Here is a 25,663-nt window from a genome sequence, read left to right on the forward strand (position 1 = left end):
TAAAGAGTGCCCTATGATTGAGGCTCTATCCTCTTTTCAACAAAGAAATAATGAGCAGCTTGACCTGTGGTTAAACCGTCTGCCGAACCAGACTCTGCCGCTGATTGACGCGATGCGTTACGGTTTGCTGCTGGGCGGCAAACGCGCTCGCCCTTATCTGGTTTACATCACCGGACAAATGCTGGGCTGTGAGCCGAGTGATTTGGACACTCCCGCTTCCGCGATTGAGTGTATTCACGCCTACTCGCTTATCCATGACGACTTACCGGCGATGGACGACGACGAGTTACGTCGCGGCAAACCAACCTGCCACATTAAGTTTGATGAAGCGACCGCAATTCTGACCGGTGATGCGATGCAAACGCTGGCGTTTACTATTCTCGCAGAAGGCTCACTGTCTGCCGCTGGTGAAGTGAACCGCGTAAAAATGATTCAGGCACTGGCAGAAGCGTCTGGCGCTCAGGGCATGTGTCTGGGTCAGGCATTAGATTTGGCGGCCGAGAACCGCATGGTGACACTGGAAGAGCTGGAAAACATCCACCGCAATAAAACCGGCGCACTGATGCGCTGCGCTATCCGCATGGGAGCGATGGCGGCGGGTCAGAAAGGGCTGGATGTGCTGCCTCATCTCGATAAGTACGCAGATGCGGTCGGTCTGGCTTTCCAGGTTCAGGATGACATTCTCGATATCATCAGTGACACCGAAACGTTGGGCAAACCACAAGGTTCTGATCAACAACTCAATAAAAGTACCTATCCGGCTCTATTAGGTCTGGAAGGAGCAATGAATAAAGCTCAGGCGCTGCTTGAAGAAGCGCTTCAGGCACTGGAAGCGATTCCGTACAATACTGAGCATCTTGAAGAGTTCGCCCGATACGTCATCGAGCGCAAAAATTAACACTATAAGCGCGCATAACTATGACTCTTGATATTTCAAAATATCCGACACTGGCTCTGGCAAATACGCCGGATGAATTACGCAGCATGCCAAAAGAAGTGCTGCCGACGCTTTGTGATGAACTGAGAACCTATCTGCTGAACTCAGTCAGCCAATCCAGCGGCCATTTGGCTTCTGGCCTGGGCACTGTTGAGCTCACTGTTGCTTTGCATTACGTCTATAACACCCCATTTGACCAACTGATCTGGGACGTCGGCCATCAGGCTTACCCGCATAAAATTCTGACTGGCCGCCGTGAGCAGATGCCAACCATTCGTCAGAAAGGCGGCCTGCACCCGTTCCCTTGGCGTGAAGAGAGCGAATACGACACCTTGTCTGTTGGTCACTCGTCGACCTCAATCAGTGCCGCGTTGGGTATGGCCATTTGTGCGGGCAAAGAAGGCCAGAACCGTAAAGTGGTCAGCGTGATTGGCGACGGTGCGATTACCGCTGGTATGGCGTTTGAGGCGATGAACCACGCCGGCGACGTCCATCCAGACATGCTGGTGATACTGAACGACAACGAAATGTCGATTTCAGAAAACGTGGGCGCACTGAACAACCATCTGGCGCAGCTGCTATCCGGTAATCTCTATACCTCGATTCGTGAAGGCGGCAAGAAAGTGCTGTCGGGCGTTCCGCCAATCAAAGAACTGGTTCGCCGCACCGAAGAGCATCTCAAAGGTATGGTGGTGCCGGGCACTCTGTTTGAAGAGCTGGGCTTTAATTACATCGGCCCGGTTGATGGCCATGACGTTCTGGAACTGACCAAAACGCTGAAAAACATGCGTGAACTGAAAGGTCCGCAGTTCCTGCACGTGATGACCAAAAAAGGTAAAGGCTATGAGCCGGCGGAGAAAGATCCGATTGGCTACCATGGCGTACCGAAATTCGATCCGAGCCACGACTCACTGCCCAAAAGCACCAGTACTAAGCCGACTTTCTCGAAAATTTTTGGTGACTTTTTGTGTGACATGGCCGCACAGGATCCTAAGCTGATGGCGATCACGCCGGCAATGCGCGAAGGCTCCGGTATGGTGCGTTTCTCGAAAGAGTACCCATCACAATACTTTGATGTGGCGATTGCAGAACAGCACGCGGTAACGCTGGCAACTGGTATGGCGATCGCGGGTCATCAACCGATTGTGGCGATTTACTCCACCTTCCTGCAGCGTGGTTACGATCAACTGATCCACGATGTCGCGATCATGGACCTGCCAGTGATGTTTGCGATTGACCGTGCCGGTCTTGTCGGTGCGGACGGTCAGACTCACCAGGGTGCGTTTGACCTCAGCTTTATGCGCTGTATTCCGAACATGGTGATCATGGCACCGGCGGACGAAAATGAGTGTCGTCAGATGCTCTACACTGGCCACCAGCACCAAGGGCCAAGCGCTGTGCGTTACCCACGCGGTAACGGGATGGGGGTAACGATTGAAAGTGACTTCACGGCTCTGGAAATCGGCAAAGGCCGCATCATGCGCGAAGGTGAGAAAGTGGCGATTTTAAGTTTCGGTACTCTGCTGCCATACGCACTCGAAGCGGCGCAAGCACTCAACGCTACGGTGGCTGACATGCGTTTTGTCAAACCACTGGATGAAGCCCTGATTAGCGAACTGGCCAACACGCACGATGTGTTAGTGACGCTGGAAGAGAACGTGGTCGCTGGCGGCGCTGGCGCGGGTGTGGTGGAATTTATGATGAAACATAAACTCATCAAGCCAGTCCTCAATCTGGGTCTGCCGGATCGGTTTATTGCTCAGGGCACGCAAGAAGAGATGCACCACGAGCTGGGACTGGATGCGGCTGGCATTGAACGCGCGGTTCGTGACTACCTCGCCAAATAATGCGTCGGTGCACCAAATTGAAAAAGCCTTCTCAGTGAGAAGGCTTTTTTGTGTTTACTGGTCAGAGAATCAGACCGCAGGTTGAGGGTCATTCCACGCAAACTGCGCAAACAGGCGCTGCCAGATTGGGTCAAACCCGGCTCGCAGCACCAGCTCCTGTTCCGTGTAAGGATGGATAAAACGCAGCTCACTGGCATGCAGCATCAGACGCTGCGCGTCATACACTTCACGATACAGACGGTTGTGTTTGCCATCGCCGTGAGTAGTATCACCGACAATCGGATGACGCAGATGCGCCATATGGCGACGCAGTTGATGTTTACGTCCGGTTTTGGGTTTCATTTCCATCAGGCAGTAACGCGTAGTGGGAAACTTGCCCGTGGAATGCGGCACTTCGACTTTGGCCAATGGCTGATACGCCGTCACTGCTGACTGTGGCTCTTTATCCTGCTTGGCAAACTTGTCGGCGATTTTATCCAGCTCTTCTTTAAGCGGATAATCAAGTACATCCCCCTCTTCAATCCAGCCGCGCACGATCGCATGATAGGTTTTTTCCATTTCATGATTGGCAAACATCGGCATCATGTTGGCGGCAATCTCACTGGACAGCGCAAACACCAATACCCCGGAGGTCGGGCGATCGAGACGGTGCAACGGAAACACATGCTGACCAATCTGATCGCGCAGCGTCTGCATCACGAATTGGGTTTCATGCTTATCGAGCCAACTGCGATGCACCAACATGCCCGCAGGCTTGTTGACAGCCACGATGTACTCGTCCTGATAAATGATTTCCAGCATTACTGACACACCTTATCGATTCGATTTAAGACCAACATCACCGCTGCAAATTCCTCGCGTTCTTTCCACACTTCTTCAAAATAGGGTGACAACAAAAAGCCGCTCGGCAAGGTCATCTGCTGCTCTATCATCTGCTGCATACGTGGTAGAAAAATCCACTGCAGCCACTCATGCGGCTCAAGTGTATCCAGCGCGAAAGGTTGCGTGCTTTGCAACGCATGCTCAGCGGGTGCAGCGGTTTGCCAGACACCGGATTGACGAAGTTCGTCTTCCAGTTGCTGCAATAACACGAAAAGTGTGGCGGCGGTCATTAATCTTTACTTCCTGGCCTTGAATTAGCGGCGAATGATACCATCTATTGAACAAAGAAAGTTAGGACCAATTTGCTCCCATGGATACCATTCATACTCTCAGCGCCCTGCTGAAAAACAGCGGCTGTCACTATCAGGTGTTTGACTTAGGCCGCCGCATTCAAGCCATTGATGTGGCTCAATTTGAACAGGTTGAACTCGGCTACCAGCCCTACCCTTATCCGCTGAAACGCACGGCGCATTTGGCCATTGTGTACTGGAACGAATCCAAACAGCCTTGGATCTGGTTTCTGAAATTCACACTGGATGAACGAGGATTACTGGCTCAGGCCGATGTCGGCCAGTTCATCAAATACGTGATTGAAGCCATGGGGACGCGCCTGAATCAGGAACTGAGCGACGAACAGCAACAAAAGCTGGCCAACAACCCTTACACGTTCAAACCCGCCGAAGACAAAATGGCCGTGTTCCACAGCCAGATCCGCGCCAATCTCGGCCTGCCATGCAGTCAGTATTATGAACACGCGCAGCACTACTTCGGCGGTGGCTTAGGCTGGGACAACTGGCAAACCGTTGGCTTGCAGGGGATCACGGACATCTGTGCCCGTCTGGGTCAGGAGCAAAATGGCGTCACGCTGCGTAAAGCGCTCCATCACCTTCCGGCTCAGCCGTTATACGCCTTGCTCGGCGCACTGGAACACATACAATTGCCTGAGAAACTGGCTGCGCGAATCAAAGAGCTTGCTGATGCCGAGATGAACGCGCAAGAGCCGGATCTGTTTTTGCTTTCATCGCTGGTGCGAGCCCTGTCCGGCGCGCCGGCTGCGATACAAAGTGACGTATTGGATACGGTCTTAAGCAGCACGCGTCTGAGCCATCCGGAAGTGCTGATTGGTATTGCGGGTCGCAGCTGGTCAATGCTCAGCGACAGCGGTCGCGCACAGCGCTTTTTGCTGCGTTTGGCGCAAAGCGGTAATCAGTCGCTGTTCAACCAGCTGTTTGCCGATTTAGTCATGCTGCCAGAACTGCGTATGGTACTGCTGCCGCTATTGCATACCAGCCCGTCACCAGAACTGGCGCAAGCACTGCTGAACCTGCAACAATCGACGAAAGGGTAAAGCGAATGATTGGCGACCTGCTCACTATCCTGCTGTTTTGCCTGGTGTGTTTTGCCTTCTGGCAGCAGCGTCGTCAGTCTGAACTGGCCAAGGCCCGAATCGCACGTAAGTGTGATGAACTGGATTTACAACTGCTCAGCGTGTCGTTTGGGCGCCATAAATGGAAAACGCCAGACAATCGCTGGCGTTGGCATACGGTGTACTATTTTGAGTTTTCAGCCCTCGGTGACGACTGTTATCAGGGCCATCTGATCATGCGCGGCTTTACGCCGCAGGCATTCCATGTGCCACCGCATCGAATGGTGTAGCCGTTTCCTCTTTCAACCAGGCAAATTCGTAATACGGACCAAACACATCTTCGTTGGTCCCCAGCAGATGAAAACCAAGCTTGTGAAGAATCGCTATCGAGGCGTAATGTTGCAGGTTGGCCGTCGCGACCACTTTTTCCAACCCGAGGCGTTGACACATCTTAGGAAAAAACGCCAGCAGCGCTTCGCTTGCCAGTCCTTGTCCCCAATATGCTTTATCGAAGATATAACCCAGCTCAGCATGGCCGTCTTCAACCTCGACAAACACATGTCCCATGTATTCACGATTGTAGTTGTCGAGCACCGCCATCGCATGCAGGGAAGGATCGTGCAGCACACGTTGAAAGAGTTGTTTTGCGGAGGCGACCGTTTTCGGGCCGTTCATTTGCGCGCGGTTTTTCGCACAGCAGTTGAGCATCAAAAAATCAGACTCAAATGATTCTGTGTAAGGAATAACAAGCGTTCTGCGTGTCACTATTGTCACGGACAATCCTTGTTTACAACAATTCCGAATAACCAAAAGGCCCTTTCCTAAGCACAGGAAAGAAGCCGAAAATTAAACCAACTGGAACGATATATCATTGATCTGGGTTGCGATTTATTTGTTATTTTACAAATTTATTAGCAGTAATCGCATCCTGTGAGCGCTGGACGCCAGGCAACCTGAAGAAGCCACGCATTGGGAGATTAAGAAAAGCCCCGATGCGCTGGGCATCGGGGCTTAAGTCTTACTCGCAGCAGTCCGGCTACTGATGATTGCTCCATGCATCATCCATAATAGTGACAGAATCCTTCTGCCTCTTCCTCGCATCGCCGTCCTAGCGGTGTCCGTTATTCCCTATTGCTAACACATCCCGGTTAGCGCACATCACTTGTTCCCTGAGCGGTGTCCTTGCCATCATCCTGATGGTGTTCCGACCTCATCCCGAGGTGTCCTGTGCATTCCTTGCCAGTTTACTCCGTGTAAACTGTCGATTCCGTTCGAAATCCTGTCTTCCGTGTGGCGATGTATCCGTTATCGCCATTTTCATCCTGAAGCCACCGTCCAGTGGTGAATCCAAATCCGTGTCAGTTCCCTTCCGACAGAGTTCAATTTACGCTGCTGCGCTTTTTTCGCAATGCCCGCTAAATAATTATTTTTGGCTACAATTCAGAAAATTAACAAAAAACATTTAAAATCATTAATTTAAATCGATTACATAGTGAATTTCCTGCAACAAAAATCCGTTCTCTTACACGTTTTGTGCGAGATCTCTTACAAAGCATTCCCTCTTTTGCTATCACTGAAATATCAGTAAGATCGACCCAGTCAAAGAAAAGGGACAAAAGATGCTCACTAAAGATATCACTCAGGAACTGGAAGCTATTCTGACCAGCCTGCACAACGAAGGAAAAGAGCCCAGCGTAGCTCTGGTAAAAGCCCGTTTATCGACCTCGGTTCCGATGCCTGCGCTGATTACGGCGATTAAAAGCTGGAAAAGCGCCAACCGAGTACCAAAAATTGAGATTGCCGCCACATCGGCTAACCAAACTGATCGCATCAGCGTATTGGAACAACAGGTCGCCGATTTAACGCAGCGTTTGCAGGCACTGGAAGCAAAATTGGCAGGTCAGGCATGATGAAGTTATGGGTTGATGCGGATGCGTGTCCGAAAGTGATTCGTGAAACTCTGGTCCGCGCCGCTGAGCGTACCGGTATTGAATGCATTTTTGTTGCCAACCACCTGGTGCCGGTCCCTAAACGCGATAACATCCGTAGCCTGCAAGTCGCCAGTGGGTTTGATGTGGCGGACAACGAAATCGTGCAGCGTGTAGCCGCCGGCGATCTGGTGATCACCTCGGATATTCCGCTGGCCGATGAAGTGATTGCCAAAGGGGCTCTGGCGCTCAGCCCACGCGGAGAGCTCTACACCACGGAAACCATCAAAGCGCGCCTGAATATCCGCGACTTTATGGATACCATGCGCGCGAGCGGCATTCAGACTGGCGGCCCTTCTGCACTCTCGCAGACCGAACGTCGTGAATTTGCCAATCACCTTGATCGCATTCTGGCTAAATTCCAGCAAAACCGACGCCCATAAAAAAACCTGCGCTAAGCGCAGGTTTTTCATTGTTCAACAGCATTTGATGCTTATGGCGTGTAGTACGTTGCCGCGCCAGGACCCACAGGCAGGCCAAAGACAAATACCCACACGTAGAACAGCAGGCTCCAACCAACAATGAACACCACCGAATACGGCAGCATGGTCGCGATCAGTGTACCAATGCCCAGATTCTTCATGTAGCGTGTGGCTACCGCCAGAATCAAGCCAAAGTAACTCATCATTGGCGTGATGATGTTCGTGGTCGAGTCACCGATACGGTACGCCGCCTGAATCACTTCTGGCGCATAGCCAACCAGCATCAGCATCGGAACGAAAATCGGTGCCGTAACCGCCCACTGAGCCGATGCCGAACCAATCATCAGGTTGATGAAACCACACATCAGAATGAAAGCGAAGAACAGCATCGGGCCAGTCAGACCAATGTTTTGCAGGAACTCAGCGCCCGCAACCGCAAACACCTGACCAAAGTTGGTCCATTTGAAGAACGCAACAAACTGGGCAGCAAAAAACACCAGGACGATGTACATGCCCATCGATGACATGGATTTTGCCATGGCATCAATCACGTCGCGGTCTGTTTTCATCGTGCCGACAATCTTGCCGTAGACAAAACCCGGAATCGCGAAGAAAACGAAGATGAACGCCACAATACTCTTCAGGAATGGAGAACCTGCGATCTGACCATCCGCCGAACGCAGAATGCCATCCGCCGGAACCACGGTCCAAGCCAACAAGGCACTCACAACAAGTACAGCCACACCCGCCCATTTGAGCGCTTTTTTCTCCAGCGCCGTCAGTGAGCCCATTTTGTCTTTCGACAGATCTTCAGAGGCTTCTTCGTCTTTGTATTCGCCCAGTTTCGGTTCAACGATTTTCTCGGTAACAAACGCACCCATCGCGGCGATAAAGAACGTCGACACGAACATGAAATACCAGTTCACCTCAGGACCAACAGTGTAGGTTGGGTCGATCATCTGCGCTGCGGCTTCGGTAATGCCCGAGAGCAGCGGATCCACAGTGCCGATCAGCAGGTTCGCAGAATATCCACCGGATACGCCGGCAAACGCCGCCGCCAGACCAGCCAGCGGATGGCGGCCCAGAGAATGGAACAGCATCGCTGCCAGTGGGATCAGAACCACGTAACCCAGCTCGGAAGCCGTGTTAGAGATAATGCCGGCGAACACAACAGTGATGGTCACCATGCGCTGAGAAGCGCCCATCACCAGACCACGCATCGCGGCAGACAGCAGACCCGAATATTCAGCAATCGCAACACCCAGCATGGCGACCAGAACAGTACCCAGCGGTGCAAAGCCGACAAAGTTTTTCACCAGATTGGTGACGATCAGTTGCAGACCTTCAGCGTTGAGCAGGCTCACCACGTGAATCATACCGTCCGCGGCACGACCACTGGCGCCTTCCGGACGCGGATCCATCACAGACATATCAAAGTAACCGGCAATGCCGGAAGCCAGCAGGATCGCTAAGCAGAACAGGGCAAAAAGTGTAATGGGATGGGGTAAAAGGTTCCCCAAATACTCAACACCATCTAAGAAGCGGGTAAAAAAGGACTTTTTTGGTGCTGGTTGGTTTATTGAAGCAGATGAACTCATCTGTTCCCTCCTTGTAGTAATTCCTGAGCATATGTGACAGAAATGTCAAAAGCTGGCGCAGAGTACTTGAGGGAGGGAACAAATAAAAATCGAAAATGTTACAAATATTTTCAAAATCAGAATTATGTAACACCAATGACTTAATTATTAGATTAAAAAACCACCAACTTTACATAAGATAAAATAATACCTAACCAACCCAATATCAGTAGCAACAATTACTTATCGTTGAACCGCTTTGAACCTCGGATTAGTTTTGCAAATTACGTACAACCGCCCGCGACGCTTTACGATTTGACAATCTGGATGGCGGTTTTTTGCGCTTTTGAGTGAACTCAGTACCTTCATTTACTTCTCCTTTGCCCCAAAACGGGAAAAACGACGATTAAAGTTGGCCACACGACCTTCCTGCTGCATAACACGCTGTTTGCCGGTATAGAACGGATGCGACTTTGAAGAGACTTCAATCGTCACATAAGGGTACGTTTTCCCCTGCCATTCAACGGTGCGTTCGGTTTTCAACGTTGAACCAATAACAAAATAGTGATCAATACTGGTGTCATGAAATACCACTTCCCGATATTCCGGGTGAATACCTTCCCTCATTTGAGATCCCCTCTCTTAAATTGTTATGTTATAACATTTTAAATAATAGTAATTCTCACCAATGCCGTTTTGCAAGCGATTTATGGGCAGGAATGTGATATTTTTTGCCTATTCGTCATGATGCCAGCCAAGTCTTCATCGGAAACAAAGAGTTAGGATGGCGCATTGATCATTCCGATTTCATCATTGCTGATGAGGGTAAAGATTCGTCGTTCGCATCAGGGCGACAGTTTAAGTAGGAAACTATGCACACCATCGAACCGATTGCCGTTATCGAAAGTCCGTATAAAGAAAAGTTTGCCGTACCACGTCAGCCACGCTTAGTCCCGAGTGCGACCGCGCGGGTCAAACTACTGGGAGAAAGTAACTGCCCGGAAGCCGTGCGAGGCATCGAGCAGTTCAGCCACTTGTGGCTGCTATTTTTGTTTGATCAGAACCTGCAGGCTGGCTGGAAACCAACGGTTCGCCCGCCTCGCCTTGGTGGCAATGAGCGCATCGGTGTTCTGGCATCGCGCTCGACGTTTCGTCCGAATGGCATCGGAATGTCCGCGGTTGAATTACGTGGAGTCAGTAAACAAGGCGATCAGATCTATCTCGATCTGGGCAGTGTCGATCTGGTCGATGGCACGCCAATCATCGATATCAAACCCTACATTCCCTATTCCGATAGCATTGCTGATGCTCAGGGAGGCTACGCAGAAGCGGAACCCGAGCAAGCTGAAGTCACGTTTTCCGCAGCCGCACTCGAGACATTACAGCGCCTGCCAGATGGTCAGGTGCAACAGGCGGTCATTGGCGAAGTGCTGGCACAGGATCCGCGCCCGGCATATAAGAAAAACAAGCCGGATATGAAAGAATATGCGGTCAATTTGTACGATCTGAACGTCAAATTCATGGTCAACGGCAACTTAGTGACCGTCACCGCAATAGAACGCTTTTGACAAAAGCAATTGGCTGATATTATTAGCGGCTGATTTATTTTAGTCGCCACGAGCCACTTTACCTGCCTGTGATGCCGCCTTCATTGGTTGTGAACTCAGGGGAAAGTCTCGGCGATTCCTTAAAACTTTGAAAAACGGATACCTAAATGCGTACCAGTAAATATCTTCTTTCTACTCTGAAGGAGACTCCAAACGACGCAGAAGTTGTGAGCCATCAGCTCATGCTACGTGCGGGTATGATCCGTAAGCTAGCTTCAGGCCTATACACCTGGCTACCTACTGGTCTGCGCGTGCTGCGTAAAGTCGAAAACATCGTTCGTCAAGAAATCGATAATGCAGGTGCAATCGAAACTTTGATGCCCGTTGTTCAGCCGTTTGAACTATGGGAAGAGACAGGACGCAGCGAAAAGATGGGTCCTGAGCTGCTTCGCTTTACTGACCGTCACGTTCGTCCGTTTGTTCTTAGCCCGACTGCTGAAGAAGTGATCACTGCGCTGGTGCGCAATGAAGTGAGCTCATACAAGCAGCTGCCGCTGAACCTGTATCAGATTCAAACTAAGTTCCGTGATGAACGTCGCCCTCGTTTCGGTGTGATGCGTGCACGTGAATTCTCGATGATGGACGCATACAGCTTCGACATCGACAAAGATGGTCTGCAAAAATCTTATGATGCAATGCACGCCGCTTACTGCAAAGCGTTTGACCGTATGGGTCTGGACTATCGTCCAGTGCTGGCAGACAGCGGTGCCATTGGTGGTAACGGTTCACAAGAATTCCACGTACTGGCTGAAAGTGGTGAAGACCTGATCGTTTTCTCAACTGAGTCAGATTACGCAGCCAATATCGAAAAAGCAGAAGCGATTGCTCCTGCCGCAGAAGCCGCAGCGCCAACGCAGGAAATGACTCTGGTTGATACGCCAAACGCGAAAACCATCGCGGAACTGGTGGAGCAACACGGTCTGCCAATCGAGAAAACCATTAAAACTCTGTTTGTGAAAGCCTCTGACAAGATCGACGCGCCTATCGTTGCGCTGCTGGTCCGTGGCGATCACGAACTGAACGAAATCAAAGCAGAAAATCTGCCAGAAGTGGCATCGCCACTGGAAATGGCCGGCGAAGAAGAAATTCGCGCGCTGATCGGCGCAGGCCCTGGTTCTCTGGGTCCTGTTGGCCTGCAACTGCCATTCATCGTTGACCGCACTGTGGCCGTGATGAGTGATTTCGGCGCAGGCGCGAACATCGACGGCAAGCACTACTTCGGTATCAACTGGGGTCGTGACGTTGAACTGGGTAAAGTGGCAGACCTGCGTAACGTGGTAGAGGGCGATCCTAGCCCATGTGGCAAAGGTACCCTGATGCTAAAACGTGGTATCGAAGTGGGTCACATCTTCCAACTGGGTACCAACTACTCAGAGAAAATGAACTGTAGCGTTCTGGGTCCAGACGGCAAAAACGTCATTCTGGAAATGGGCTGTTACGGTATCGGTGTTTCTCGTGTGGTGGCCGCTGCCATTGAACAGAACAACGACCAGTACGGCATCATCTGGCCTGATGCAATTGCACCGTTCCAGGTTGCGATCGTACCGATGAACATGCACAAATCAGAGCGCGTTCAGCAAGCAGCAGAAAAACTGTACGCGGAATTGAGCGCTGCAGGTATCGACGTACTGTTTGATGACCGTAAAGAACGTCCGGGCGTAATGTTCTCTGACATGGAACTGATTGGTGTGCCACACACGATCGTTATTGGCGATCGCAGTATGGACGAAGGCAACTTCGAGTATAAAAACCGCCGCAGCGGTGAGAAGACTTCGATTGCCATCGACCAGATCGTTGAACACATCAAAGCACAAATGGCTTAATCGCCAACTGAGTTTGAAAAGCTGCCTTCGGGCAGCTTTTTTTATGCAATTAATCCTCAGTTCATGTTGTGCTTCTTAGACTGTAAACACACTCAAGGAGGTGATTTATGGATCTGAAAGCATTACTCAATCAAGCACTTAATTCAGACTTGGTGCAGAAAGGCACTCAGCAGGCACAGTCACTCACCAAAGACAAAAGCCAACTCGCCACATTGGGTGCCGGCGCGCTCGGTGGCGGCTTACTGGGCATTCTGATGGGGTCGAAAAAAAGTAAGAAACTTGGCAAGAGTGCTTTGAAAATCGGCGGCGCTGCCGCTTTAGGCGCACTGGCGTATAAGGTTTACAATGACTGGCAAGCCAAACAGCCCGCCTCTGCCCCACCCTCAGCCACCTTTGATGAGCACAATCCACGTCATGAGCTGTTAATTCTTAAGGCGATGATCGCCGCAGCCAAAGCGGATGGCCATGTCGATGAACAGGAAATGGCGCACATCAACCAGGCTGTGAATGAACTCGGAGCCGATGCCAGCGTGCAAACTCTGATCGAACAAGAACTGAAAAAGCCGCTCGATCCCACTGAAATCGCCCTTCTGGCTCAGACGCCAGCCCAAGCATCGGAGCTCTATCTCGCTTCCTTGTTGATTGTCGATGAACAGAACTTCATGGAAAAAGCGTATTTGCGTGAGCTTGGCAAACAGATGCGGCTGGATGATGCACTGATTGCTGACCTCAATCAGCAGGTGCGCGGAGAATAATTCACCAATTACACCAAGAGATTGCGCCAGCGCAAACCACAGTTTTGTCAGCGACTGGCTGTGTGTGTATATTGGACACAGATTCTATTTCGAGGACAAAACCATGCAAGTCTACGCGTGTTGTGAATTGGTGCGTGAACTTTACGCACAGATTGGCAGTGGTGACCAAGGGTACGTGCCGCAGGCGATTTCCTGCGCAGTGCGCGCACTCAATGACATCGCTGCTGACACCTCCCTACCCAAGGAAACCCGTGAAAAAGCGGCGTTTGCGGCGGCCAACTTACTGATTTCTGATTTCGAGGACTGAACATGAATCTGGCGAACTTTGCCACCATGGATCCCGTGATGCTGATGAGCATTGTGAATATGAAGCTGCGTGACGATTTCGGCGGCGATCTCGACAAGCTGGTGGTTTACTTCGACATTGACCGTGCAGCGCTCGAAGCGCGTCTTGCTACGGCAGGCTTTGAATTTCTGCCCCAAGTTGGCCAGTTCCGTTAATCGGCCTGCCCATCGACAGGAATAAAGTGCACACCCAACGGCCGAATGGCCGTTTTTTTGCCGCTTTAAAACCAACAGATAAAAAAAGCGCAGACCCAGGTCTGCGCTTTTTCGTTGGATGGTTGATTAACCCAGATTCTTACGTGCGTTCTGGAACATACGCATCCAGGCACCATTTTCACCCCAGTTATCTGGGTGCCATGAGTTCGCCACCGTGCGGAATACACGCTCTGGGTGCGGCATCATGATGGTGACGCGGCCGTCTTTCGTTGTCAGACCGGTAATCGCATTTGGCGAGCCGTTCGGGTTGTTCGGGTACTGCTGCGTCGGGTTACCGAAGTTATCCACGAAACGGACTGCAACCGTGCCTGATTGCTCAATCGCACTGAGGTGAGCTTCATCGCGAACTTCCACGCGACCTTCACCGTGAGAGACCGCAATCGGCATACGAGAGCCGGCCATGCCATCGAAGAACACAGAATCCGACTTCTGCACTTCAACCAGACTAAAGCGCGCTTCAAAACGCTCCGATTCGTTGCGCACGAAACGTGGCCACAAGTCTGCACCCGGGATCAGATCTTTCAGGTTAGACAGCATTTGACAACCGTTACACACACCTAGCGAGAACGTGTCCTGACGGTTGAAGAACTGCTCGAACTGTTCGCGAGCCTGCACATTGAACAGCACCGATTTCGCCCAACCTTCACCCGCGCCCAGCACGTCACCGTAGGAGAAGCCACCACACGCGACCAGACCTTGGTACTCATCCAGTACCGCTTGACCGGTCAGAATGTCGCTCATGTGAATGTCGACTGCGTCAAAGCCCGCACGGTCAAACGCTGCCGCCATTTCAACGTGTGAGTTCACGCCCTGCTCACGCAGAATCGCCATCTTAGGCTTCGCGCCTTTTGCGATGTAAGGTGCCGCGACGTCTTGGTTGACATCAAAGCTCAGTGACACGTTCAGACCTGGATCTGAGTTGTCTTTTTTCGCCGCAAATTCTTGATCGGCACACGCTGGGTTGTCGCGCATTGCTTGCATCTTGTGTGTCGTTTCGGCCCAGATGGTACGCATTTCGGTACGTGAACGCTGAAGAAGGACTTGTTCACCCGAAGTCACCACAAATGCATCTGATGCGTCAACTTCACCGATAACGTGTGAACAATCCGCCAGACCATTAGCCGCCAGCGTGGCCAATACTGCATTCAGTTCATCGTTCTTGACCTGAATTACCGCACCCAACTCTTCGTTGAACAGCGCAGCCAGCACGTCGTCACCCAGCGTTTCAATGTTGGCTTTCACACCACAGTGACCCGCGAACGCCATTTCAGCCAGCGTGACAAACAGACCGCCGTCGCCTTTATCGTGGTAAGCCACCAACTTGTCGTTGCGAACCAGAGTTTGCATCGCATCGAAGAAGCCTTTCAGTTGCTCGGCGTTGTCAACGTCAGCCGGCTTGTCACCCAACTGCTTGTAAACTTGCGCCAAGGCCGTTGCGCCCAGACGATTCTGACCGTTACCCAGATCCACCAGCACCAGAGACGTTTCACCCAGATCGGTACGCAGTTGTGGTGTGATGGTCTTACGCACATCTTCCACACGCGCAAACGCGGTGATGACAAGCGACAGCGGCGAGGTCACTTCTTTGTTTTCGCCGTTCTCGTTCCACTTGGTCTTCATCGACATCGAGTCTTTACCAACCGGAATAGTCAGACCCAGCGCTGGACACAGCTCTTCACCCACGGCTTTCACCGCTTCGTACAGACCCGCATCTTCACCCGGGTGACCGGCAGGAGACATCCAGTTCGCTGACAGTTTGATGTGTTTGATATCGCCGATATCCGTCGCTGCGATGTTGGTCAGAGACTCACCCACCGCCAGGCGCGCCGATGCGCCGAAGTCAAGCAGAGCGACAGGAGTACGCTCACCCATAGACATCGCTTCACCGTGATAAGTGTCGTAGCTTGCTGCCGTTACCGCGCAGTTGGCCACTGGCACCTGCCAAGGACCAACCATTTGGTCACGAGCGACCAGACCCGTCACGGTGCGGTCACCGATGGTGATCAGGAAGGTTTTCTCAGCCACAGCTGGCAGACGCAGCACGCGATCCACCGCTTCATTGAGTTCGATACCGCTGCGATCAATCGCTGGGCTGGTAACTTTCAGCGTGGTTGCTTCACGGTGCATTTTCGGCGGCTTGCCAAGCAGAATGTCCATCGGCATGTCGATTGGCATGTTATCGAAGTGGCTGTCTTCCAGAGTCAGATGACGCTCTTCCGTTGCCACGCCCACGACTGCATAGGGTGCGCGCTCACGCTTACAGATGGCATCAAATGCCGCCATGTGCTCCGGCGCAACCGCCAGCACATAACGCTCTTGCGATTCGTTACACCAGATTTCCAGCGGGCTCATGCCCGGTTCATCGTTTGGCACGTCACGCAACTGGAATTTACCGCCACGATCGCCATCGTTAACCAGCTCTGGCAGTGCGTTCGAGATACCGCCCGCGCCCACATCGTGGATAAACGCGATTGGGTTCGCATCGCCCAGCTGCCAGCAGCGGTCGATCACTTCCTGACAACGACGTTCCATCTCTGGGTTTTCACGTTGTACTGAAGCAAAATCCAAATCTTCTGCCGACTGACCCGACGCCATTGAAGACGCTGCGCCGCCGCCCAGACCGATGTTCATTGCCGGACCGCCCAGCACGATCAGTTTCGCGCCAACCGGGATTTCTTTTTTCTGTACGTGTTCGTCACGAATGTTACCCATGCCGCCAGCAATCATGATTGGCTTGTGGTAACCACGGATCTCTTCACCCGCGTGTGAGGTGACTTTCTCTTCATAAGTACGGAAGTAACCCAGCAGGTTTGGACGACCAAATTCGTTGTTGAATGCCGCGCCGCCCAGAGGACCTTCAATCATGATATCCAGCGCGCTCACGATACGGCTTGGTTTACCAAAATCACTTTCCCAAGGCTGAACAAAGTCAGGGATGCGCAGGTTAGATACCGTAAAGCCCACCAGACCCGCTTTTGGCTTACCACCGATACCGGTTGCGCCTTCATCACGAATTTCACCGCCGCTACCGGTTGACGCACCTGGCCAAGGCGAAATCGCCGTTGGGTGGTTGTGCGTTTCCACTTTCATCAGAATGTGGGCGTCTTCGTGGTGGTAGGTGTATTGACGTGAGTCCGGATCCGGGAAGAAACGGCCGACTTTCGAACCGGTCATTACCGCTGCGTTGTCTTTGTAGGCAGACAGCACGTGATCCGGCGTGGTTTCGAAGGTGTTCTTGATCATCTTGAACAGCGATTTATCCTGATCAACACCGTCGATAGTCCAATCCGCATTGAAAATTTTGTGACGGCAGTGCTCAGAGTTCGCCTGAGCAAACATCATCAGCTCAATGTCATTCGGGTTACGACCCAGCTTGATGAAGTTCTCCACCAAGTAATCAATTTCATCTTCAGCCAGTGCCAGACCTAGGGAAACGTTTGCTTCTTCAAGCGCAACTCGACCGCCTGCCAGGATATCCACCTGAGTCATTGGCGCGGGTTCTGCCACGCTGAATAGCGCTTGTGCCGCGTCGAGTTCCGCGAACACGACTTCCATCATGCGATCGTGCAGCAAGGCCTTCAGAGTCGTTACCTGCTCTTGCGTCAGCGCCGCTTCGCTCTCAACATAGTAGGCCGTACCGCGTTCCAGACGTTTGATCGACGCCAGACCACAGTTGTGCGCAATATCCGTTGCTTTAGAAGACCATGGAGAAATAGTGCCCGGACGAGGCGTCACCAGCAGGAGTAAACCCTGTGGCTCGTGTTCTTGAATGGTTGGACCGTAAGTCAGCAGCTTCTCTAACTTTTCCAGTTCCTGGCTGTCCAAGTCTGCTTTGAGGTCTGCAAAGTGCATGAACTCAGCATAGATGCCGGTTACAGGCAGGTTTTGTTCGCGACAAGTTTCAAGTAGTTTGCTTACACGAAACTCGGAAAGAGCTGGGGAGCCACGCAAAATTCTCATGTGCTTAGGTCTCTATATACAAGTGATTAAGATGTAATTGGAATAAATTCACTTAAATAACAGCATATTAGGCTATTAGTATTGAACTTATACCGATTTCACCTCTCCATTGCGTGCGCATTATAGAGGATTTTTTTTTGTGACGTAACACCAAAAGCAACCGTTTGCGTCATTTTTTTCGTTAAATTTGAATTACAACCCATTTGGTCAAATGTTAGACGCTATTAGCAGCACCTGACCGCAAAACTTTGCCAAGTGTTTGGTGTTTGATATAAAGGCACTACTTGACGTAAGAGAATCAGAATTAATGACCAAGCTTTCATTCGCTTCTATGAGTCGCACCCTCTTTCTGGCCGCTTTGACTCTTTTGCTAGCCGGGTGCCAAATCGACTCAGAACCCAAAAGTGAACTCGACCAAATCCGCGCACGCGGCGTGTTGCGCGTCGGCACTCTTAACAATCAGCTCTCTTATTATATCGGTCCTGATGGCCCCTCCGGTCTGGACTACGAACTGGCGCGTGAATTTGCACGCGAGCTGGGTGTCAAACTCGAAATGAAACCAGCCTACCGTTTATCCAGCCTGTTTCCGGCGCTGAAAAACGGTGAAATCGACATCATCGCTGCAGGCCTCAGCCAGTCAGAGCAGCGCCTGAAAGATTACCGAGCGGGCCCGGCCTACTATTATGTGTCGCAACAAGTGGTGTATAAAAAAGGCCAATGGCGCCCACGCAGCATTGAGCAGCTCATCGCCAAACAAGATGAACTGTACAATGAAAGTGGTGACGCGCCCATTTTCAGCGTGGTGAACGACTCCCATTTTGAGAGCACATTAGAATCACTGAAAAGTACCTATCCGGAATTTCGCTACTACGTTGATAACAACGCCGATGTCAACGATCTGCTCAAACAGGTTTCACAGGGTGAACTCAAGTTCACCATGGCCGACTCGGTCGAAATTTCCCTGTCTCAACGCATTTATCCCGATATCGCCACAGCGTTTGAGATGACCGAAGACCAGCCGATCTCGTGGTTTATGCGCCGTTCCGATGACGAAAGCTTGTACGCCATGATGATTGAGTTTTTCGGCAATCTGAAGCAGTCCGGCAGCCTGGCGTCACTGGAAGAGAAATACATCGGTCACGTTGGTACGTTTGACTATGTGGATACCCGTGCATTTCTGCGCGCGCTGGATACCCGCCTGCCGAAATGGATGCCGCTGTTTCAGAAGTATTCGGAAGAATTTGACTGGCGCCTGATTGCCGCTCTCGCCTATCAGGAATCGCACTGGAATCCGAGTGCCAAATCCCCCACCGGCGTGCGCGGCATGATGATGCTGACTCTGCCCACCGCGCGCAGTGTGGATGTCACCAATCGACTCAACCCTGAGCAATCCGTGCGCGGCGGGGTGGAATATCTGCGTCGCATGATGGAGCGCATTCCCGATTCCATTCCCGATCACGAGAAAATCTGGTTTGCACTGGCTTCCTACAACGTCGGCTATGGACACATGATGGATGCCCGCCGCCTGACCAAGCTGCAGGGTGGCTCACCGGATGCGTGGGCGGATGTAAAAGATCGCCTGCCACAACTGCGCCAGAAAAAATATTTCGCGCAAACCCGCTATGGTTATGCGCGTGGCGACGAAGCGTTGTCGTACGTGGAAAACATTCGCCGCTACTACCAGAGCATCATTGGTCACATGGAACAAAAACATGTCACCACCGTCGATTCCGGTACTGACGATCTGACGGTGATCACTCCGGAAGAGGAGATCACCGAGGAGGAGTCTGACATCGACGCTGCAGTGGAAAGCAGTACTGAAACCAGCTCTGCGGCCTCCGACGCGCAAAATGTGAGCAATAATTAATCACTTAATTTTCAGCAGGGAAAACCTTACACAGATGTGTGAACTTGATCGCTTGCGTGTTTTCTGAAAGCAGTGAAAATCAAGTGCAATAAATACACGATAAGCTGTTATTTTTGGGTTCCCTGCTGAAGAACATTCCACTCGGTTTTGGGTTATGTTCAGGCGGCTAATCACCGTTCTGAAAACCTTAACGCCACTGAATGCGAATGACCGACCAAAATACTTCGATGCGCGAATACTCGAGCGGCGAGCGCACTTCATGTGCGCGCGCAGCTTAGGCTTAACGCACTGCGTATCCGGTCCGGACAGGGTTTCTTGTTTATAGTCAGTAGTAGGAGGGTGTTTTATGCTGAAACGTAAACGGCACTCAAAACTCCTTAGCAAAGCCGTGTCAGCGAACCGTCGTCGCCGTATGTTAGCCAATACCAAGAAAAAAGTTCTGGCTCGCCATCGCGCGTTCGTACAGTTGTCGGACTGACACTTTCGAGAAGCAAACATCTACCGCAAGTAGATGTTTGCCCAACATTCCGCTTTCATTCTTCGTTGTACTTCTTTCCCTGATCGACCGCTAGATTTACAGCTTCGGTGCATCCGATTGGGCAGAATGCAGTTTCTCGGCATCTTTCTGTGCTTTGATCTCTTTGCGCCGACGTTGAAAAAACGCCTGCAGTTGCTGGCGGCATTCCTCTTCCAACAACCCCTTTTCCACCGTGGCATAGTGATACGCCGCCTGACTGCTGAACAGATCCATCACCGTGCCTGCCGCACCGGCTTTGAGATCCGGCGCACCATAAACGATGCGTTTAACCCGGCTGTGCAGCAAGGCACCCGCACACATCGGACACGGTTCAAGCGTCACATACAAGGTAGTATCGAGCAGACGATAGTTATGCAGCGTCGCACCCGCTTTGCGCAGCACCTGAATTTCGGCGTGCGCAGTAGCATCGCAGGCACCAATGGAACGGTTCCATCCTTCCGCAATGATCTCGCCATCCTTGACCAGCAACGCACCGACGGGCACTTCACCTTCTGCTTCAGCCTGCTGGGCAAGTTCCATCGCTCGGCGCATGAAATGTTCATCTTCAGGGGTAAAAGTGGCGGTTGTATCTGTCATGGAAACCTCATCTGTTGGGGGCGCAATTATAGCGGCATCGCCGGTGCAGATAAATGCTGCGCCAGATAATCCACCAGCAAACGCACTTTCGGCGATAAATGGCGGTTTTGCGGATAAAGCGCCCAGACCCCTTCCCGGTCATCACGATAGCTTGGCAGCACTTCGACCAAACGGCCCGAAAGCAGATGCTCTTCGACGTAATAATCCGGCAGTTGCGCCAGCCCCATACCTTTGAGCACCGCATCTAACAGCACGACGCCGCTGCTGCAACTGAGGCGTCCTTTGACACGAATCGAGCGCGACTGCTGATTTTCTTTGAAACGCCAGTGATCGTATGTCCCGACCAGACAACTGTGTTTAGTCAGTTCAGACAGAGTGTGCGGCGTACCACATTGGGCAAGATAGTCCGGCGTTGCACAGACATACAAATGGCGATTACTCAGGCGGCGGGCAATAAAGCTGGAATCGTCCAACTGACCAAGACGCACCGCGACATCCACGCCCTGCTCAATCAAATCCAGTTTCTGGTTGGTCAGAACCAATTCCAACTCCAGCTTCGGATGCTGCAGCAAGAAGTCGTTCAGCAACGGCGCAATTTTCTGTTCGCCGTAGGTAACCGGCGCCGTCACTTTCAGTTTACCTCTCGGCGTTTGTTGCATCTGAGTCACCGTCAGCTCAGCCTGCTCCAGCCCCTCCAGCAATGCACGGCATTGCTGGTAATACACCTGACCGGCTTCGGTGAGCGAGACTTTACGCGTCGTACGCAGCAGCAACTTGACCCCCAATCGCTCTTCCAGCAACGCAATCCTTCGGCTGACATTCGCCACCGAGGTTACCAAGCGTTTTGCTGCCTGAGTAAAACTGCCTGTCTCTGCGACGGCAACAAATTCACTCACCCCTTCCCAACTCGCCATTTCACCTTATCCGTTGTTTATTATTACAATGCCGTAAAAGTTATTCTCATTTTGACCCAATTATACCGCCAAATGAAAGGACTATACTGACAATCTTGGTTGGGCGTTTAGCCGCGCCCCCCACTCGATTGCAATGTATGAAAAGGAATCACTCCATGTCTCAAGACAAATTCATTAAATCTCGTGCCGCGGTTGCCTGGGGCCCAAATCAGCCACTGAAGATGGAAGAAGTGGACGTTATGCTGCCACGTAAAGGCGAAGTGCTGGTGCGTATCGTCGCATCGGGCGTTTGCCACACGGACGCGTTTACCCTGTCTGGTGATGATCCTGAAGGCGTATTCCCGGCGATCCTTGGCCATGAAGGCGGTGGTATCGTTGAAATGGTTGGTGAAGGCGTCACCAGCGTGGAAGTGGGCGATCACGTCATTCCACTCTACACCGCCGAATGTGGCGAATGTAAGTTCTGTAAATCAGGCAAAACCAACCTGTGTAGCGCTGTGCGTGCCACTCAGGGCAAAGGCTTGATGCCAGACGGCACGACGCGTTTCTACAAAGATGGCGAACCCATTTTCCACTACATGGGCTGTTCGACCTTCTCTGAATACACCGTGCTGCCAGAAATCTCGTTAGCGAAAGTCAACAAAGAAGCACCACTGGAAGAGATCTGTCTGCTGGGTTGTGGCGTGACCACGGGTATGGGCGCAGTCATGAACACCGCCAAAGTGAAAAAAGGCGACACCGTTGCCATCTTTGGTCTGGGTGGTATCGGCTTGTCCGCGATCATCGGCGCTCGAATGGTTGGCGCGAGCCGTATTATTGGTATCGATATCAATGAGAAGAAATTCGAACTGGCGAAGCAACTGGGTGCGACCGACTGCATCAACCCACAGAAATTCGATAAGCCGATTCCGGACGTCATCATCGAGATGACTGACGGCGGCGTCGACTTCTCGTTCGAATGTATCGGCAACGTGAACGTGATGCGCCAGGCGCTGGAATGCTGTCACAAAGGTTGGGGCGAATCCGTCATCATTGGTGTTGCGGGCGCAGGTCAGGAAATCTCTACCCGTCCATTCCAGCTGGTGACTGGCCGAGTATGGCGCGGCAGCGCATTTGGCGGCGTGAAAGGTCGTTCACAACTGCCGGGCATTGTTGAACAGTATCTGGCGGGTGAATTTGGTCTGCAGGAGTTCATTACTCACACCATGCCGCTCGACGAGATCAACGAAGCGTTTGAGCTGATGCATTCGGGTGAAAGCATTCGCTCGGTGATCCATTTCAAATAATCGCCAACCCTCAGCAATGACGGGCGATGCTGACCGGATAGTTGAATGTTGCAGCCAGCAGAGCTGCAACATTGTCTGGGCAGGCAATACCTCGTCAAAGGAGTCACCATGAGTTTAACCAATCTTACTCAGGCCAAAGTGTTTGATGGCTGGCACAAACAGTATCAGCATCATTCGGACGTGTTGAGCTGCGACATGCGCTTTGCGATTTATCTGCCGCCTCAAGCCACCGCGGGTACACCAGTCCCCGTATTGTACTGGTTGTCCGGGCTAACCTGCACCGATGAAAACTTCATGCAAAAAGCCGCCGCGTTTCAAAAAGCGGCCGAACTGGGCATTGCGATTGTCGCACCGGATACCAGCCCCCGTGGCGAGCACGTACCCGATGATCCCGACGGTGCGTACGATTTCGGCCTGGGTGCAGGCTTCTACCTCAATGCGACACAGGAGCCATGGAAAGCCAACTATCAGATGTACAGTTACATCGTTGATGAATTACCAGCGCTTATCGAAACCCATTTTCCGGTCAGCACGCGTAAGGCGATTTCCGGCCACAGTATGGGCGGCCACGGCGCATTGACCATTGGTGCGAAAAACCAGAACCACTACACCTCAATTTCAGCCTTCAGCCCAATCTGCCATCCGATGGCAGTGCCATGGGGTCAGAAAGCGTTTCGCCATTATCTGGGCGACGACAAATCGGCCTGGGAACACTACGACGCGGTCGAACTGTTTAAATCGCACTTGGTGCACACCCCCATTCTGATTGATCAGGGCGAAGCGGATAGCTTCCTGCAAGAGCAGCTCCAGCCGGAAACACTGATGAGCGTCGCTAAAGAGATGGATATGGATATCACGCTGAGAATGCATCCTGGTTATGACCACAGCTACTTCTTTATCCAAAGCTTTATTGCCGATCATTTGGCGTTTCACGCGAAGTACCTCAAAGCCGACTAACAGCACGGATATGAAAAAGCCCGCTATCGCGGGCTTTTCTTTTATTTACATGCTGTAGGTGTACGGCGCCTGAATACCAAGCGGAATGCCCAATGCCCAGTAAGCAAGCAGGAATAACGTCCAGCCAATCAGCATCGCAATCGAGAATGGCATCATCAGCGACGCCAGTGTGCCGATCCCCGTCGCTTTCACGTAACGTTGGCAGTACACCACCACCAGCGGGAAGAACACCATCAACGGTGAAATGATGTTGGACACAGAGTCGCCCACGCGGTACGCCGCCTGAGACAACTCGGGAGAAATCCCCACCGCCATCAGCATCGGCACCAGAATCGGGCCGATCAGCGCCCACTTCGCAGAAGCAGAACCGACCAACAAGTTCACCATCGCCGTCAATAGAATCATACCGACAATCGTTGCTTCGCCTGGCAGGTTAAGCGCTTTCAGCCCTTCCGCCCCATACAGCGCCAACATGGTTCCGATATTAGACTGACCAAATGCCGCCAGAAACTGCGCGCAGAAGAACGACATCACAATGTACGCGCCCATGGTTGCCATCGTCCCTGACATGGCTTTAATGACATCATTACTGTTTTTAAAAGTACCGGAAACACGGCCATAAACGATGCCCGGAATAATAAACAGGATGAAGATCAATGGCACAATCGACTTCATGATCGGCGCTGAAAATGCAGTGATTTGACCGTCTGGCGAACGCAGCGCGGAGTTTTCCGGCCACAAGGCTGCCACCAGCAACGCGATACCCAGCAGCATCGCACCGCCTGCGTAACGGAAAGCTTTCGACTCAATCGTGGTGAACGATCCCAAATCCGGCGCGGCTTCCGCATCCTCATCGACTGGCATTTTCTGTAAACGCGGCTCAATCACGCGCTCGGTGACATACCAGCCAATCGCCACAATAATCACCGAAGAAAGACCGGTGAAGAAGATGTTCGCCAACGGGTTCACCTGATAAGCGGCATCCAATACTTGGGCAGAGGTCTGGGTAAAGCCCGCAAGCAGAGGATCGATCCCCGATGGAATGAAGTTGGCAGAGAAACCACCGGATACGCCAGCAAACGCCGCCGCAATCCCTGCCAGAGGGTGTCGGCCCGCTGCGTGGAAAATGATACCGCCCAACGGAATCACCAACACATAACCCGCATCGGCCGCAGTGTGCGACACAATCGCCACCAGAATCAGCATCGGCGTCAGCAATTTTGCCGGGGTGACATTAAGCATTTTCTTAAGACCGGTCGTGATGAAGCCTGACGAGTCCGCCACGCCAACCCCCAGCATCGCGACCAGGACAATACCCAGAGGAGCAAAACTGGTAAAGGTACTCACCATATTGGCAAGAAAATGGGCCAGTGATTCTCCGGTCAGCAGGTTTTTAACCTCCAGTGCATCCCCCGTGCGTGGGTTGATGAGGTCAAAGCTGACATTGGATAGCAGCGCAGAGGCACCCCAGACGATGACCAATGCCCAGAAGAATAGAATCGCAGGATCCGGGATTTTGTTCCCCGCGCGTTCGATGAAATTAAGAAAGCCATCCATGCGACTTGAGTTCGCTGGCGGCGCAGATTTTACGGCTTGGTTACTCATTCGTAACTCCTGACAGATGTTGTTACTTTAGGCCTTAGTAATAATTTCGGCTTAGCCTGCCACGTAACAGAATGCCGTCTCACGGTATACAAGAGCGCAAGATAGGCCAATTACGCGTCAGAGCATTGTATTAGACAAGAATCAATCAAGCACAAAGTTCCACCTATCATGAAATATCTAGAGACATATTTTGCG

The 25,663-nt window shown here is 51.9% G+C and carries 25 protein-coding genes; 15 read left to right on the forward strand and 10 right to left on the reverse strand.

Annotation, left to right across the window (positions count from 1 at the left end):
- The first annotated feature begins 13 nt into the window (after positions 1-13).
- The gene (gene ispA / locus JIG40_RS16175; RefSeq protein ID WP_047463088.1) at positions 14-898 is read left to right on the forward strand and encodes a (2E,6E)-farnesyl diphosphate synthase; all 885 of its coding nucleotides are present in this window, start codon (positions 14-16) and stop codon (positions 896-898) included.
- A 20-nt stretch (positions 899-918) separates the two neighbouring features.
- A complete protein-coding gene (gene dxs / locus JIG40_RS16180) occupies positions 919-2,784 on the forward strand; it encodes a 1-deoxy-D-xylulose-5-phosphate synthase (protein WP_055452215.1) in 1,866 nt (621 codons plus the stop codon).
- A 69-nt stretch (positions 2,785-2,853) separates the two neighbouring features.
- Here the strand turns inward: dxs and truC are convergent, their stop codons facing one another.
- Together truC and JIG40_RS16190 are read right to left on the reverse strand one after the other, a co-directional pair.
- Complete coding sequence (truC, locus tag JIG40_RS16185) at positions 2,854-3,585, reverse strand: tRNA pseudouridine(65) synthase TruC (protein WP_020328095.1); 732 nt, start codon at positions 3,583-3,585, stop codon at positions 2,854-2,856.
- Positions 3,585-3,896, reverse strand: coding sequence for a YqcC family protein (locus tag JIG40_RS16190; RefSeq protein WP_020328096.1), 312 nt, complete (start codon positions 3,894-3,896; stop codon positions 3,585-3,587). Before JIG40_RS16190 ends, truC begins: the two co-directional genes overlap by 1 nt.
- Positions 3,897-3,976: 80 nt before the next feature.
- Here JIG40_RS16190 and JIG40_RS16195 point away from each other — a divergent pair, with 80 nt between their 5' ends.
- Both JIG40_RS16195 and JIG40_RS16200 read left to right on the forward strand, forming a co-directional pair.
- The gene (locus tag JIG40_RS16195; protein ID WP_154184668.1) at positions 3,977-5,014 is read left to right on the forward strand and encodes a DUF3549 family protein; all 1,038 of its coding nucleotides are present in this window, start codon (positions 3,977-3,979) and stop codon (positions 5,012-5,014) included.
- 5 nt (positions 5,015-5,019) lie between these two features.
- On the forward strand, positions 5,020-5,322 hold the full coding sequence (locus tag JIG40_RS16200; RefSeq protein ID WP_020328098.1) for a DUF3301 domain-containing protein: 303 nt from the start codon (positions 5,020-5,022) through the stop codon (positions 5,320-5,322).
- Here the strand turns inward: JIG40_RS16200 and JIG40_RS16205 are convergent.
- Positions 5,279-5,806, reverse strand: coding sequence for a GNAT family protein (locus JIG40_RS16205; RefSeq protein WP_020328099.1), 528 nt, complete (start codon positions 5,804-5,806; stop codon positions 5,279-5,281). The genes JIG40_RS16200 and JIG40_RS16205 overlap by 44 nt on opposite strands.
- Positions 5,807-6,651: 845 nt before the next feature.
- Between JIG40_RS16205 and JIG40_RS16210 the strand changes: the two genes are divergently transcribed.
- Together JIG40_RS16210 and JIG40_RS16215 are read left to right on the forward strand one after the other, a co-directional pair.
- Positions 6,652-6,942, forward strand: a complete 291-nt coding sequence (locus JIG40_RS16210) for a hypothetical protein (RefSeq protein WP_158151419.1) — start codon at positions 6,652-6,654, stop codon at positions 6,940-6,942.
- Positions 6,942-7,403: a YaiI/YqxD family protein gene (locus tag JIG40_RS16215; protein ID WP_024374112.1), complete on the forward strand. Its 462-nt coding sequence runs from the start codon at positions 6,942-6,944 to the stop codon at positions 7,401-7,403. Before JIG40_RS16210 ends, JIG40_RS16215 begins: the two co-directional genes overlap by 1 nt.
- A 50-nt stretch (positions 7,404-7,453) precedes the next feature.
- Here the strand turns inward: JIG40_RS16215 and JIG40_RS16220 are convergent, their stop codons facing one another.
- The 3 genes from JIG40_RS16220 to JIG40_RS16230 all read right to left on the reverse strand — a co-directional run bounded on the left by JIG40_RS16220 (position 7,454) and on the right by JIG40_RS16230 (position 9,646).
- Positions 7,454-9,040: an AbgT family transporter gene (locus JIG40_RS16220; RefSeq protein WP_199465644.1), complete on the reverse strand. Its 1,587-nt coding sequence runs from the start codon at positions 9,038-9,040 to the stop codon at positions 7,454-7,456.
- A 222-nt stretch (positions 9,041-9,262) separates the two neighbouring features.
- The gene (gene ykgO, locus JIG40_RS16225) at positions 9,263-9,388 is read right to left on the reverse strand and encodes a type B 50S ribosomal protein L36 (protein ID WP_038152722.1); all 126 of its coding nucleotides are present in this window, start codon (positions 9,386-9,388) and stop codon (positions 9,263-9,265) included.
- Positions 9,389-9,646, reverse strand: coding sequence for a type B 50S ribosomal protein L31 (locus tag JIG40_RS16230; protein WP_158151420.1), 258 nt, complete (start codon positions 9,644-9,646; stop codon positions 9,389-9,391).
- Between the two features lie 245 nt (positions 9,647-9,891).
- Here JIG40_RS16230 and tsaA point away from each other — a divergent pair, with 245 nt between their 5' ends.
- The 5 genes from tsaA (at position 9,892) to JIG40_RS16255 (ending at position 13,705) form a co-directional block, all read left to right on the forward strand.
- A complete protein-coding gene (gene tsaA, locus JIG40_RS16235) occupies positions 9,892-10,587 on the forward strand; it encodes a tRNA (N6-threonylcarbamoyladenosine(37)-N6)-methyltransferase TrmO (protein WP_044367787.1) in 696 nt (231 codons plus the stop codon).
- A gap of 146 nt (positions 10,588-10,733) precedes the next feature.
- A complete protein-coding gene (locus JIG40_RS16240) occupies positions 10,734-12,449 on the forward strand; it encodes a proline--tRNA ligase (protein ID WP_199465645.1) in 1,716 nt (571 codons plus the stop codon).
- A 107-nt stretch (positions 12,450-12,556) separates the two neighbouring features.
- Positions 12,557-13,204, forward strand: coding sequence for a tellurite resistance TerB family protein (locus JIG40_RS16245; RefSeq protein ID WP_158151421.1), 648 nt, complete (start codon positions 12,557-12,559; stop codon positions 13,202-13,204).
- A gap of 103 nt (positions 13,205-13,307) precedes the next feature.
- Positions 13,308-13,511, forward strand: coding sequence for a YaeP family protein (locus JIG40_RS16250; RefSeq protein ID WP_020431399.1), 204 nt, complete (start codon positions 13,308-13,310; stop codon positions 13,509-13,511).
- 2 nt (positions 13,512-13,513) lie between these two features.
- Positions 13,514-13,705 (forward strand): DUF4250 domain-containing protein, encoded by a 192-nt coding sequence (locus JIG40_RS16255; RefSeq protein WP_047463106.1) that lies wholly within the window; start codon positions 13,514-13,516, stop codon positions 13,703-13,705.
- A gap of 126 nt (positions 13,706-13,831) precedes the next feature.
- Here JIG40_RS16255 and purL read toward each other — a convergent pair whose 3' ends face one another.
- Positions 13,832-17,725, reverse strand: a complete 3,894-nt coding sequence (purL, locus tag JIG40_RS16260) for a phosphoribosylformylglycinamidine synthase (RefSeq protein ID WP_158148115.1) — start codon at positions 17,723-17,725, stop codon at positions 13,832-13,834.
- Positions 17,726-18,032: 307 nt separating this feature from the next.
- On the opposite strand from purL, the gene mltF reads away from it, so the two are divergent.
- Both mltF and JIG40_RS22975 read left to right on the forward strand, forming a co-directional pair.
- Positions 18,033-19,592 (forward strand): membrane-bound lytic murein transglycosylase MltF, encoded by a 1,560-nt coding sequence (mltF, locus tag JIG40_RS16265; RefSeq protein WP_171933427.1) that lies wholly within the window; start codon positions 18,033-18,035, stop codon positions 19,590-19,592.
- A 346-nt stretch (positions 19,593-19,938) separates the two neighbouring features.
- Positions 19,939-20,070 carry a hypothetical protein gene (locus tag JIG40_RS22975; protein WP_004729240.1) on the forward strand — a complete coding sequence of 44 codons (132 nt, stop codon included), beginning with the start codon at positions 19,939-19,941 and terminating at the stop codon, positions 20,068-20,070.
- Positions 20,071-20,166: 96 nt separating this feature from the next.
- Here JIG40_RS22975 and tadA read toward each other — a convergent pair whose 3' ends face one another.
- On the reverse strand, positions 20,167-20,706 hold the full coding sequence (gene tadA, locus JIG40_RS16270; RefSeq protein ID WP_143683686.1) for a tRNA adenosine(34) deaminase TadA: 540 nt from the start codon (positions 20,704-20,706) through the stop codon (positions 20,167-20,169).
- A gap of 26 nt (positions 20,707-20,732) precedes the next feature.
- The gene (locus JIG40_RS16275; RefSeq protein WP_020328114.1) at positions 20,733-21,620 is read right to left on the reverse strand and encodes a LysR substrate-binding domain-containing protein; all 888 of its coding nucleotides are present in this window, start codon (positions 21,618-21,620) and stop codon (positions 20,733-20,735) included.
- Positions 21,621-21,775: 155 nt separating this feature from the next.
- Here JIG40_RS16275 and JIG40_RS16280 point away from each other — a divergent pair, with 155 nt between their 5' ends.
- Together JIG40_RS16280 and fghA are read left to right on the forward strand one after the other, a co-directional pair.
- Positions 21,776-22,906, forward strand: coding sequence for an S-(hydroxymethyl)glutathione dehydrogenase/class III alcohol dehydrogenase (locus JIG40_RS16280; protein WP_199465646.1), 1,131 nt, complete (start codon positions 21,776-21,778; stop codon positions 22,904-22,906).
- Between the two features lie 108 nt (positions 22,907-23,014).
- Entirely contained in the window at positions 23,015-23,863 is an 849-nt protein-coding gene (fghA, locus tag JIG40_RS16285; protein ID WP_199465647.1) for an S-formylglutathione hydrolase, read from the forward strand.
- Between the two features lie 45 nt (positions 23,864-23,908).
- Here fghA and JIG40_RS16290 read toward each other — a convergent pair whose 3' ends face one another.
- Positions 23,909-25,468 carry an AbgT family transporter gene (locus tag JIG40_RS16290; RefSeq protein WP_199465648.1) on the reverse strand — a complete coding sequence of 520 codons (1,560 nt, stop codon included), beginning with the start codon at positions 25,466-25,468 and terminating at the stop codon, positions 23,909-23,911.
- Positions 25,469-25,663: the final 195 nt, after the last annotated feature.

The sequence above is a fragment of the Vibrio sp. bablab_jr001 genome (genome assembly GCF_016464285.1).
Lineage (GTDB): Bacteria > Pseudomonadota > Gammaproteobacteria > Enterobacterales > Vibrionaceae > Vibrio > Vibrio fluvialis.